9 protein-coding genes and 1 pseudogene are annotated in these 12,337 nt (G+C 47.3%); 1 reads left to right on the top strand and 9 read right to left on the bottom strand.

All coding sequences use genetic code 11. From position 1 onward, the window contains the following. Window positions 1-24 precede the first annotated feature (24 nt). The 3 genes from MKX74_RS05425 to MKX74_RS05415 all read right to left on the bottom strand — a co-directional run bounded on the left by MKX74_RS05425 (window position 25) and on the right by MKX74_RS05415 (window position 3,792). Window positions 25-846, bottom strand: coding sequence for a hypothetical protein (locus MKX74_RS05425; protein WP_341177751.1), 822 nt, complete (start codon window positions 844-846; stop codon window positions 25-27). Between the two features lie 273 nt (window positions 847-1,119). Beyond that, a complete protein-coding gene (locus tag MKX74_RS05420) occupies window positions 1,120-1,728 on the bottom strand; it encodes an acetylglutamate kinase (protein ID WP_341177750.1) in 609 nt (202 codons plus the stop codon). Between the two features lie 90 nt (window positions 1,729-1,818). Beyond that, window positions 1,819-3,792, bottom strand: a complete 1,974-nt coding sequence (locus tag MKX74_RS05415; protein WP_341177749.1) for a methyl-accepting chemotaxis protein — start codon at window positions 3,790-3,792, stop codon at window positions 1,819-1,821. A gap of 218 nt (window positions 3,793-4,010) precedes the next feature. Here MKX74_RS05415 and MKX74_RS05410 point away from each other — a divergent pair, with 218 nt between their 5' ends. Further along, entirely contained in the window at window positions 4,011-4,802 is a 792-nt protein-coding gene (locus MKX74_RS05410; protein ID WP_341177748.1) for a MurR/RpiR family transcriptional regulator, read from the top strand. Window positions 4,803-4,934: 132 nt separating this feature from the next. On the opposite strand, the gene MKX74_RS05405 is transcribed toward MKX74_RS05410, so the two are convergent. The 6 genes and pseudogenes from MKX74_RS05405 to MKX74_RS28190 all read right to left on the bottom strand — a co-directional run. Then, window positions 4,935-5,924, bottom strand: a complete 990-nt coding sequence (locus MKX74_RS05405; protein ID WP_341177747.1) for a Gfo/Idh/MocA family protein — start codon at window positions 5,922-5,924, stop codon at window positions 4,935-4,937. 231 nt (window positions 5,925-6,155) lie between these two features. After that, a complete protein-coding gene (locus MKX74_RS05400) occupies window positions 6,156-7,166 on the bottom strand; it encodes a Gfo/Idh/MocA family oxidoreductase (protein WP_341177746.1) in 1,011 nt (336 codons plus the stop codon). Between the two features lie 179 nt (window positions 7,167-7,345). Continuing rightward, window positions 7,346-8,464 carry a GerAB/ArcD/ProY family transporter gene (locus MKX74_RS05395; RefSeq protein WP_341177745.1) on the bottom strand — a complete coding sequence of 373 codons (1,119 nt, stop codon included), beginning with the start codon at window positions 8,462-8,464 and terminating at the stop codon, window positions 7,346-7,348. Between the two features lie 31 nt (window positions 8,465-8,495). Further along, window positions 8,496-9,707: a Ger(x)C family spore germination protein gene (locus MKX74_RS05390; RefSeq protein ID WP_341177744.1), complete on the bottom strand. Its 1,212-nt coding sequence runs from the start codon at window positions 9,705-9,707 to the stop codon at window positions 8,496-8,498. Window positions 9,708-9,718: 11 nt separating this feature from the next. Continuing rightward, a complete protein-coding gene (locus MKX74_RS05385) occupies window positions 9,719-11,347 on the bottom strand; it encodes a spore germination protein (RefSeq protein WP_341177743.1) in 1,629 nt (542 codons plus the stop codon). A 109-nt stretch (window positions 11,348-11,456) separates the two neighbouring features. After that, a pseudogene (locus MKX74_RS28190) lies at window positions 11,457-11,531 on the bottom strand (DUF4429 domain-containing protein); the annotation flags it as partial. Window positions 11,532-12,337: the final 806 nt, after the last annotated feature.

Below are 12,337 nucleotides of genomic sequence, written 5' to 3'. Positions count from 1 at the left end.
CCCTACTTTGGTAAACAAAACAAATCAGATCAGCCCAGCTTGCTTGAGGCTATTGATATTGAAATAGTAGCTGTTCTTATACTTAGTAACGACAATTCCATTCACCGTTGCCTTGCCACTGGTACCATTAATGATGCTCTCGTCGAGGGTAAGACGTGCGAATTCTTTTGTATTGGCTACAAACGGGCCTGTCTTGACGATCAGATCGTTACCTTCCACGATCACATCATAATCATAAGCATCCTCCAGCAGCTCGCTGGCAAGCCAGCCTTCAGAGATTTTAGGTGGGATAGTACTTCCTGGCATAGTCTCGGCAATAATCAGGTTTGAATCATCCGAATCGGTATACTCCTTGATCAGCTTGCCACTTTTGTCATAAGCTCTGAATACTTTGATCCCGTTGGACGGATAGACACCCGATTCACTCTCCACAAGGACCTGGTTATTCTTATTAAAGTCCTTAATAGCCTGCTCCTCGGCAATCATGGCATCTGTATTTCGAATTCGACCATCATCAATGGTGTAAATATCTACATCGGAGCTGGAAGCGGAGTTGGAAGCAGAGCCAGAAGTCGCATTCCCGATCTCAACCTGTTTTTTATCAGCATTCCATCTATAGGGTACGCCTGTGAGATCACCGATTTTAGACAACGGGATATACGTTTTTCCATTATAGTTCAGGATAGGATTCGTTTGGTCCTTATACAGGGTTCCATTCACAACAACCGGACTGTTGAATTCAGTAAGTATATACTGCTTGACCGCAGCATAGGCCGAACCACCGAATGATGCCGTTACACCTAGTGCAAAGCCAGACAGTAACAAGGCAAGACTTTTCTTCTTCACAACAAAACACGCTCCTTAGCTAGTCAATTCCCATGATTGTAAAAAAACTATAAATCTTATATCATCGTATCATTTGTAAATAATTAGGTCTAAACATTAAATTACATTAAACATATAGAAAAATAGCTCTTCACCTATAAACTAAGAAATTTTGAAATTTTCATTCTGACGTGATAGAATCCTCCAATGGCATAGCCTCACCCAAAAAGATGCCATTACCCGATAAAGGGCAAGGCATCTTAATGTTATTCATTGAATTCATTGGCATCCAATTTACCCCTGAAAACTTGCTGGGAATTGCTGCACAATTCCTCTCGTCATTACGTCGGCCATCTCTAGCGCTTGCGGCTCAATCAGCTTATTGGTGGCAACATTCTCCTCATATTTCCCCGCAATACGGGCTGCTACCTCTGCTGTGAGTAGACGCAGATGCTCATACATCATATGCCTCCACTCCTCCTCAGACCAATAGGGATTAATTTTGCCTAGAAACGCTGCAATAGCATCCGCATTGGCATACCACCGCCTCTGGGCATCTTCCGCCTCCCTGATCTGGTTGGACTTGAGCTTCTGCACTAGCTCAGCGGCAATCGTGAGATGCTCACGCAGCAAGCGTGCAAATTCCCCTGCTATGGCTGGACCATAGAGTGGCTTCAGCACCGCTGCAAAATCCTCCGGGTTCCGCAGTAGTCTGGCCGTCGTTGCCTGCTGATCAGGCAGACTGCCCACAATGCTATTCACTGTCAAACGTGTCCAATAGATATGCTGCTCCCATAATGCACGAAGCGTTCTGTTCAATTCCACCATGGATGGGGTCCACAGATCATGACGGTACACCTGGAAGGAATTCATGTAATGCATGAAAGGCAAGGTAGAATACATGCTGGAGAGCTCCTTTTTTAACACATTATATAGGCGGGCCTTCCATATTGTGCATGTACCCAGATTCAGGCCTAAGGATTGGTTATCCTCTTACAGCTTGAAACGCTCTACGACCTGCTGCATGTTCTCTGCCATCTTGGACAAAGTATTGGCGGCAGCATGAATATCTTCTATTGAAGCAAGCTGTTGTTCGGAAGCAGCAGTGACTCCCTGAAAGGATTCCATATTGGCTTGAGCGATGTCGGCTACCTCCTGTACGGATGCAGATACCTCCTCAGCACTGGCGGAGATCTGCTGAGTTACAGACGATACATCTTCAAGCTGATCTACGATCTGCTCCGTCGCGGCCTGGATATCAGCGAAGGCTTCCGTTGTCTCTTGAGTCACCTGCAGACCATGCGTGACATCGGAGATCACCTGTCCCTCCATCATATGTGCTACATTACGAATCATATCAATCATTTGGGTTATGACGAGCTGAATCTGGTCGGCAGTCCCCTTGGATTGATCCGCGAGCTTGCTAACCTCATTGGCGACCACTGCAAAGCCCTTGCCCTGCTCCCCTGCTCTGGCTGCTTCGATGGAGGCATTAAGCGACAACAGATTCGTCTGCTTCGCTATATCCGCAATGCCCTTGCTCATCTCAATGACGTCGCTGCTATGATGGTTCAGTTGCTCGATCATGGAAGCTGACTCTCGAACAGAGGTTTGTATAGCCTCCATCTGTGCCTTCATTTCCGATACCTTCCCACTTCCTAGCTGAATCGTCTGTACTGTCTTCTCTGTCGATGCAAAAATCGTATTCGAGGTGTCTGCAATACGCGTAATGCCAGCAGATACCTCCTCCATTGCTCTCGCGCTTTCTCTTGAGACATTCGCCTGGACCTCTGCACCGTCTGCCGACTTCACGACAAGCTCGGTTACATGCTCTACTGCCTTGGAGTTCTGCTCCGTCGTTGCATTCATCTCTTCACTGGATGCGACCAGATGCGTGGACGTATTGGCTAGTTCTTGAATGACCCTCTGTAAGGAGATGATCATAGCATTATAGTTAGAGGCCAGCTGCCCGACTTCATCCTTGCGCCGCGTATTGATTTGCTCGTTCAGATAACCTTCACTTACCCGCTTCGTAGATACCACCATCTGTTCGATTGGACGCGTAATCCCGCGAATCACGATGACGAGGATGACCAGCATCACAATAACGGAGACACCGAGTACTATCCACATCGTATACAGAATAGGCTGTGAAGCCACGCTATACTCATTAATTTTAAGTGCCGTTACAATCTTCAATCCGGTATACTTGTTCGTCATGAAATTCGTCTGAACCTGTTCACCTGTATCCAGCGCAAAATCTAGCGTGCCGGAATCGTTCTGCTGAATATAGTCGTATTGACTGCCCTCAACTTGATCCCCGGGGGTCATAGTAGGGTGAGCCATAATTTTATTGGTCTTGTCCAGAATAAACGCATAACCCTCTGAGCCGACATGTAGCCCACTGATGATGTCATTAATTTTGCCAAAGCTGATCGCGAGCGTGACGCCCCCTTTGCCATCCGGGAAGGCTCTTGTAATATTCAGATTATAGTTACCTGAAGTCGCCGATATGATGGGGTCAGCTACGGCAGCTTGTGTAGGGTCTACCATCATGGTCTTATACCATGAGCGGGTACGTGGATCATAATCCTGCTGGCCTGGGTCAGGGGACTTCATCCATGCCCCTTGGTCGTTACCGATGACCAGAATTTCGATCTCTGGGTGGCTGGTCACGAAATTATCAATGATTCTGCGCGCCTCAGGATCGTCCACATCCAATTGCTCCGAGCTAAGCTGCTGGGCTAGCCCGTTAACATTCGCTATCTCCATCTCTACTAGCTGATTTAATGCGGCATCCAGAAGCTGCATCTGAGAAACTGCTGACTCATTCAGCTTGACCTGCAGCTGCGTCTTGGAGCTATTGTATGAGAAGAATCCCACCAACAGACTTGGGATCAACACGGCTACCATCACAAATGCTGTCAGTTTGACTCTTAACGTATTCCATTGAAACTTTTTGTTCATCGGATACTTCTCCCTCTTCTATTCTTCAAATTTGTACCATCGTTAGAATCATCGGTTATTCCTGCTGCACTATGAAGAGAGTTTGCGAAATTTGTCGATTTTTTTCATTTACTGTCCATCCCAAGCCCCTTATCTCAGACACAGCATGTTGAGCTATAGAAGGCTTCAAGGTAATATAGAATTAGATACAGGAATGTAAGAACAGAGAGGATTCAGACATGCTCATCCAACAGCTGAAGTACGCGGAGAACTTGACTATCCAGGAACAGCATATTGCGGCCTATGTACTAAGCAATCCGGAGGCTGTTTTTACCTCAACGGCTCAGGAGCTGGCACAGCAGACCTACACGAGCTCTTCGACCATTGTGCGATTCTGCAAGAAGCTTGGCACCAAGGGCTACCCGGATTTCCAGCTTCAACTCGCGCTACAATACCCACATTCGCCGCAGGATATTCCTGTATACGAGGACAGAATGAACGCGAAGGCGGCTGACCCGACTATCCTCGCCATGGACAAAGTCCCGTATCTGTATCAGCAAGCGGTAGAGCAGACCCGGCGTCTGCTGAGCCACAGTGAGCTCTTGAAAGTATATCGCTGGCTACAGGAATGTAGGCGCATTGATATCTACGGAAGTGACTCAAATTATTATCTAGGACAGCAGGCCAGCAGCAAGTGGAATGAACTCGGAAAATCGTCGATGGCCTACAACACGGTTAATGTCCACTATATTCGCCAGCTGAACCAGGAGGCACTCCCCTTGTCGCTCATCATTTCCAAAACCGGAGAAACTCCAGCGATGCTTGAAGCTGCCCGACAGTTAAAGCATAGACAAGGAAAGACCGTTGCAATTACCTCCCATGCCAGCTCTACACTGGCAAAGCTATGCGATGCCGTACTGCTGCTACCGAACGATCGTGGTGACTTCCGCTTGTCCAAGCCATCCTCCATGATCTCCATCATGTACATTTTTGACCTCCTGTACGTATGTCTCTTGGACAACGATGAATAAGCCAAGGAATTGGCAGCTACTGCTGCTTTCCTTGGCTTATTGCTCATATTAGAGGAACCTGTCCCATCATGACCAGTCAAAGGGAGTGGATTGATTGCAATAGTAATTACTATTGAGAAATAGCAGCCGAACTCAAGGCTGGGATTGGTCTGCCTGAAAGGCGATTCCCGCATGCTGTCGCGCCCGATCCAATACCTGCATGACAGAGTAGCTATATTTCAGTAGTCCATAGCATCGCTCCAGGTCCTGAACTGCAATCATATCGTGGAAGAACTTTAGCTCGTAATAAAGTCGATTAGCTTCTGTCTGGACATTGACCTCCTCGGCCTCTTCCCCCAACTTCACCCAGAAGTTCCGGCAACCGTTCGGACCTTCGACCACATGTAAATATCCCTTTTCCCCTTGAATCAAGGCAAAGTTCATACCTGCCGTATCCTTGGACCCTACACATTCCGCGATAAAATCGGGATACTGCAGTACGGCCACGCCTGAGGTGTCGATGCCGTTCACATGCTTATTCGCAGTGTAGGCTACGCTGTCCGGACTACCGAACAGATTCATCACAAAATGAATGTTGTAGATGTTAATATCCATCAGTGCTCCTCCCGAAAATTCAGGATTAAACACATTCGGTGTCTCTCCTGCCAGCAGTTGATTGTATTTGCGCGAATACTGGCTGTAATTACATTGAATGAAGCGAATAGGACCCAGCTTAGGCAAGTATTCTCTTATCTCATGATAATTGGGAAGGTATATCAGGGATATCGCCTCGAACAGCATCAGCTTCTTACTCATAGCCAATTCCATCAATACCTCTGCTTCGCGTGCTGTGGATGTAAATGGCTTCTCACAGATCACATGCTTACCGTGCTCCAGCGCCCTCCGTGCATATTCATAATGCAGGCTGTTGGGAGAAGCAATGTACACGACCTCCACAGCCGGGTCTGTCAGCAGCCCCTCTAGATCCGTATAGATTGTGGCGACACCATACTTTTGAGCCAAGGGCTCCGCTGTCTCGCGCTTTCTTGAATACATGGCCGTGCAGCTCACCTGCTGCAATTGACTTGCTGCTGACAAAAAGCCATCTACAATTGATCCTGTGCCAATAGTTCCAATTCTCATACCTTATCCCCCAATTCGTAAGCGATCCCCTCTTTATAACACATTAATACGTTGTTATATGACATTGTTTATTATTGTTACTTCTGAATACCAGGTCATATTGCCCTCGCAGTAATAAAGCCATTTGGGAATAGCGGGTATCAGCCTAATTAGCAGAACTTGCAGAACTTGCAGAACTTGCAGAACTTGCAGAACTTGCAGAACTTGCAGAACTTGCAGAACTTGCAGAGCTTACTGTGCCTGTCGTGCCACTTCCACTCCATCTGCCAGCACCTTCAGCACATACAGCACTTCTTCATCCTTCACTGGCTTCTCGGCTCCATGACGAATCGCTTGCTGTAATCCCTCGTACAGCAGGCCGTAGTCTGTGATCTCAGAAGGTACTCGCTCGTTATGCTCTATACCGTCCTCATCCATGTAAGACAGCTTGCCCCAATTGTCCTCTGGCTCCTGCTCAAAGGATACAAGTGTTGGCCCAGTGTGGCCTTTTGCCTGATGACCGCTACTGTACTTCACGAAGCTTCCCCTGTCGCCATGCACCACGAACTTCGGATGATCAATCTTGACGAGCAAGCTGGATTTGATCGTGGCCTTCATCCGTCCATATCTGAAATCGATATCCACATAGTCGTCCGCCTGCCCCGGAGCCACGAGACTTCGCACATCATAATCAATACGATCCGCAGGGCCATATAATGAGATCAACTGATCAATCGTATGAACCGCCAGACCATGAAGGAGCCCAAATCCATGCCTTGTAGAGTTGGGCCAGAAGTAGTCGTAATGGGATTGAATCTCTACGACATTGCCCAGCTTTCCACTCTCCAGCACTTTCTTCAATGTAAGAAAATCTCCATCATATCTACGATTCTGGTTAGCCATGGCTATAAGGTTGCGGGACCGGGCCAACTCGAAGATCTCCTGTGCTTGCGCTGCATCTGATGCAAATGGCTTCTCCACAAGCACATGCTTGTCATGCTCCAAGGCCAATCTGGCATACTCCACATGACTATCCACATGAGTGCACACTACGATTACGTCAATCTCATCATCCATTAGAACTTCCGTCAGGTCCGTCGTAAAGCGAATAGCTGGATAATAGCTCTCCCGTTCGGTATCCCCAATCCGGTCCTCTTCTCTGCGAAAGATCGACTTCACACGGATATCCTCACGGCGCTCCACATAAGGAAGATGGTAATTCACTACGGCATTTCCGAATCCGATAAAAGCTATATTCAACATGCTCATCCCTCCTGTTTTAGTAGGTATGGCACTCATGATACTATAAACTTTACTGATGCAGAATGGCTTACAGAGGAGTTGGCAGTCCTTTACACGGAAAGCCTCCATCCTGCCGAATTCATGAAATTTGATTTCATGAATTGGTCAGCAAGCAAACTATGGCGAGTCTATACAGATTCTTAAGGGGACAGGCGTTTGCGGTCTTCTGAAGTGGATGATCGTGTATTACGGCGGAGCAGCATCACGATGAAGAGCAGGATAGGAAGTAGAATTTGGAATATCGGATATACCATATCCCCCACAATAATACCTGCATGATAAAATTCAGTAAAGTTAGCGGGCAGCATCGACATGGTAAATACAGCTACACACACAGGGAGTATCCATTTCTTATAGCTTGTACGTGTTGTATCTGAGAAACCGATGATTGCCGCGATCAGAAAGGTGGACATTCTTGTCCCCAGCCCCAAAAAGGCGGCGAGAATAAATAAAACGTCCATTCGCTCAAATACCTCAGCCAATTCAATCAATTGCACCACCTTTAGCAGCGGAAATACGACTGTGGGGGCCAGTACGGGACCAAGCACAAGCAAATTGATCTGATTAATGACTAGCATGGCGAGCGATACTGCACCGTAGCTGATTAGCATTGATTTACGCAGTCTGCCGCCCTTCTTTGCCATAGGAAAATACACCATGAACAGGATGGTTTGAGCAAACGGGAAGGATAGCATCTGTGGTATGGCTGCGTCCCAGGCAGGCTGTATTCCATGCTCCAGCACAGGTAGCATATACTCAAAATTCACCAAGCCTGTACTGAAAATCATAATAAGCAGGATGATATAGCTAATCAGCAGCACTGGTAGCAGCACTTGAGTTCCGAGCAAGTAGACGCGTGGCCCGTAACGAGCTGCCGTATATCCGATCCCCAAAATCATTAGCATGGGAATGACAATAGGTGTCTGATTGAGCAGCATATAGACTGTAATTTCTCCAATATCTCGCAGGCTGCGCGAGGATTCATAGGCAAAATATATGCAGAACAGAATGGCAATGATGGAGCCTAATCCCTTACCCATATAGTGCTGGAACAACTCGAATAGATTCTTATTCGGTTCTCTGCGATGCATCGCAAAGTGCAGCATGAGCAGTACCAGCCCAATACATGCCGCCAGAAGCATAGATAGCCAAGCATCCTGCTTGGCTGAGCCTCCAAAGAAATAAATAGCGAGTCCACCCATTTGGAACACGATAAAGGTACTGACAATCTGCGACGTCTGCACCTGCTCTCTTTTCACGAGCCTTCCTCCTTTCTCATACGGTACTTTACTAGTGAGGCAATAGCTGTTCAAAGGATTTATTCAGCAGACCCGGTCGCTTCATCTTCGCCTTAACATGAACGTCAAGGTCCAGAGCAGCCAGTTCGTTGTCCCAATGATCGCTCAGTTGTCTCCATTTCTTGGGGTAATGCCGGTGGATTTCATCAGCAAATCCTGGCAGATCAGCCTTCAGTCTCCGACTGCCCTCCCAACTCCTGGATATCATATAAGCTACCTTCTTCTCTACTTCACGCTCAATGGGTCTGAGACTATCTGGGCTCTTCAGGTCTAAATGGCCTCCATACTCCAATAGTTCACCCTTCAGCTCAACCGTAACCTGCATCTTGAAATGATCGCCAACCAGGATCGGCTTAATCCTGCTCTTCGATCGAAATATGCGAAAGCTGGAGTACCCTCCCGCACGGGTAGACACCGGAATACTGATGGTCCCCATCTTGAATTGATTCGTAAGCCAAGCCAGACCTTGGCTCTCCTCACGGCTCAGCCATCCAACCAGACGATCTCGCTGGAAGACGCCGAGTTTGACGATTTTTGGAGCTCCAGGAGTAGAAGTCTTCTTGGATTCCTCCTCAGACTCAAGCACGGGATCAGATTGCTGTCCAGCCATAATCACTGGCACGCCGACCGCGTGTGATTCTGAAGTGATCTTCTGCGCGAGCTGATACACCCTCACAGTTGGATAATCAGAATTGACCGTAGACGTCTGCCTGATGAGCTCAGTTAGTGCAATGCCAGGATACTTCTCAGGTAATACCAGCTTTCTTATCAGGTCAGATGCTTTACCGTCAGTAAGGGCCACAATCACAGATTCACGGGAAGCATTGATCCGAAATAACAAGTCAAGAAACTCATGAATCCCGTGTCTAGCTGCCTCTTCTCCAATAATCATGACATCTGTATGCGCAAAATATAAACGTCGGGTATTCTCTAATGAAGTTTTCATGGATGCCTCGCGAACGGTCTTGCCTTGGGTGCTAATCACATGGACTGCTGCTCCTCCAGATGCCGCCCCAGGGCTCATCCCGCCTCCAATAACAGAGGGCACGAGCACCTGATAGGATAATTTCCAATGATCATCCTCCCAATCCAGCCCCACCGCAATCGCCAGACCCAGCTTGTTGAGCTCCTGCCGATCCCAACAGCCTGTCAACAAAGAAGTAACGAGTACAATGATCCACATCTTCATCCAATAGCGGGACATAGCCTGTTCACCTACTTGTCATTTTTCTCGCGTTCTTGTAGATCAGGACCTTGACGCACCGGATTTCGCTGACTGAGATGGACAGGACGACGATCCATTTTGGGCCAAGGCGTTCGTACGAAGACATCCTTCATGTTCGACCATTTCAATGGAGCTATCGGTGTAAGATAAGGCACGCCGAAGGAACTGAGTGAAGCCATATGGAACAACAACGTAACTACGCCGCACATAATGCCGAAGATGCCGAATGCCCCCGCCAGTAGCATCAGGGCGAAGCGAATCAATCGGATGGCAGCAGACATATTTACCATGGGAATCACAAAGCTGGAGATCGCCGTGAAGGAGACCACGATAACCATGCCAGCGGAGATCAACCCTGCCTGTACAGCAGCTTGGCCAAGTACCAGCGCGCCCACGATGGAGATAGCGGACCCGACCACCCGGGGCATACGCACACCTGCTTCACGTATAATCTCAAAGGTAATCTCCATCATAAAGGCTTCAAGCAAGGCGGGAAATGGTATCCCTTCTCGTTGGGCGGTCAAGCTGAACAACAGTGGTGTTGGAATCAGCTCCTGTTGAAAGGTAGTCACGGCAATATATAAAGACGGTAGTAGCAGCGTAATCACAAAGGCTAGAAAGCGAACATACCGCAAGAAAGTAGCAATATCATACCGTTGGTAATAATCCTCGCTGGATTGGAAAAATTTAAAAAACGTAGCCGGAGCGAGTAAAGCATACGGTGTCCCATCTACGAGCACAGCTACCTGCCCCTCCAGCAGGTTACCCGCGACCGCATCCGGCCGTTCTGTGTTCAACATCGTAGGGAACGGCGTCCACAATTTATCTTGAATAAACTCCTCAATATATTCACTCTCCAGCACACTATCTGTATCCACCGCACGAAGGCGGTCAGTGATCGTCCGCAGAACCTCCAGATTAACGATTCCGTCTACATAAGCCACCACGACTCGAGTCTGTGTGTACTTGCCGATAATATGTTGATCGAATGTCAATTCAGGAGAGCGAATACGGTTGCGAAGGAGAGCCAGATTCGTGCTGATGCTTTCTGTAAAGCCCTCCTTCGGACCACGTACTACCGTCTGAGTCGAGGGCTCCTCCACCCCCCTTCTCGCCCCTCCTTGCACCGAGACGGCGACAGCCTCATCGTCCCCCTCCAGAATGACCATCGCATTACCCATGAGAATGGAAGAGAGCAGCTCCTCACGACTCCGTACCGCTGTGACATCTCCATCCGTAATGTATCTGCTCCATTGCTCTGTATGATGATCTTTATTGACTAGCTCTGACTCATGGCTGAGCAGATGGGTCATTAGACGGCTCACCAACATTGAATCGACGAGACCCTCAATATAGCAGACCGCAATAGGGATCTCTATCCCAGCATGGTTCTGAATGCTCCAACGTCTAATGATAAAATCCGGGCTCTCTCCGATTCGCCCACGTAAGTAGGCCAATGACTCTGACAGGGACAAGCTTATAGGAGTTGACGGTATCTGTTTCGTCTGTTCTGCTGCGTCAGCTCTGGTCCTTGAAGTAGCATCTGACCTCTGCTCCGTCTCATCTTTATGAGTTGTTTGTGAGGATTTCGTTCCCTTACGCCGCCGATCTCGAATCATTGCTGCTCCCCCCTGCTTGCTAATTCATGGTTAGTATGCTGGTAAGGGTGATATTGTATACAAAAAAAGGCATCCCTGCCAGCTGGCAAGGATACCTGAATGATTTCGATTACAGTCCAAGAATTTGCTTTTTCGTTGCTTCAAATTCTTGCCCGGTGATGATGCCAGAATCACGAAGCTCTGCAAGAGTCTTTAGATAGTAATACTGTAATTAAATTATAAAGGAGTATCGCTTAGAAATAGAACTTTTTGTTACTATTGTAGTAATAAGTATTTAAAGGAGATGAAATCATTGATAATGATCGCTTTGGGTGTCGCAACAATTTTCTTCTCACTTTATGATTACAAGTATCCTAATTCTAGGTTTTCACAATTTTTCAAACGCATCAGTTATGGGCACCAGGATGTAGAGAGTTCAAAAACCGGAAATATAATTGGTATATCTACTGGTGTAATATTTATCTCGATAGGTTTCATAGCTACATTTCTTTCACGTATTTAGAAATCAATACATACGGAGCATCTCCACTTTTTGGATAGTAGGATGTTCTTCCCCCTACATCCTCAAAACAACGCCATTTGTCCTGTCCACCAGCTACGGCTTGATCCATAGGACTGGGTAATGCAGCATACGTGGTACTTTCATTCATCCACCAGTCCTTTCTTAAAGTGAGTCTGTCACATTTTCATTACTTACCATAAAACACCAAATATGATACAACCACCTCTAATACCCTGGAAATGTAAGTATGAAAAAGAAATTCGCTACACTTACGTTAATTGCTGTGTTATCTCTTTCCATGGCTTCACTTGCTTCTGCTGCTGGTGTCGCCCCTCAATCGTGTACCGTGATTCATCAATGCTGGATGTTTCAATAGACTTTAGTTAGCTGGCTAGGATTATCTGGCTAGCTACTGTTTTGCCACCTCTTTATTTATTTCCAGTAGGTCTCGCACTTCATATTACAATCTGTCATTAAAAAAGGCTCCC

Origin of the sequence: Paenibacillus sp. FSL K6-1230 (assembly GCF_038002385.1) — a bacterium.
Classification (GTDB): domain Bacteria; phylum Bacillota; class Bacilli; order Paenibacillales; family Paenibacillaceae; genus Paenibacillus; species Paenibacillus massiliensis.
This window is presented reverse-complemented; position numbering and strand designations above follow the sequence as displayed.

What these genes read in the sequence shown, in the direction of transcription:
- MKX74_RS05385 (WP_341177743.1), bottom strand. Translation starts at nt 11,347, where the DNA reads ATGATTCGAGATCGGCGGCGTAAGGGAACGAAATCCTCACAAACAACT.
- MKX74_RS05420 (WP_341177750.1), bottom strand. Translation starts at nt 1,728, where the DNA reads ATGTATTCTACCTTGCCTTTCATGCATTACATGAATTCCTTCCAGGTG.
- MKX74_RS05410 (WP_341177748.1), top strand. Translation starts at nt 4,011, where the DNA reads ATGCTCATCCAACAGCTGAAGTACGCGGAGAACTTGACTATCCAGGAA.
- MKX74_RS05390 (WP_341177744.1), bottom strand. Translation starts at nt 9,707, where the DNA reads ATGTCCCGCTATTGGATGAAGATGTGGATCATTGTACTCGTTACTTCT.
- MKX74_RS05400 (WP_341177746.1), bottom strand. Translation starts at nt 7,166, where the DNA reads ATGTTGAATATAGCTTTTATCGGATTCGGAAATGCCGTAGTGAATTAC.
- MKX74_RS05415 (WP_341177749.1), bottom strand. Translation starts at nt 3,792, where the DNA reads ATGAACAAAAAGTTTCAATGGAATACGTTAAGAGTCAAACTGACAGCA.
- MKX74_RS05405 (WP_341177747.1), bottom strand. Translation starts at nt 5,924, where the DNA reads ATGAGAATTGGAACTATTGGCACAGGATCAATTGTAGATGGCTTTTTG.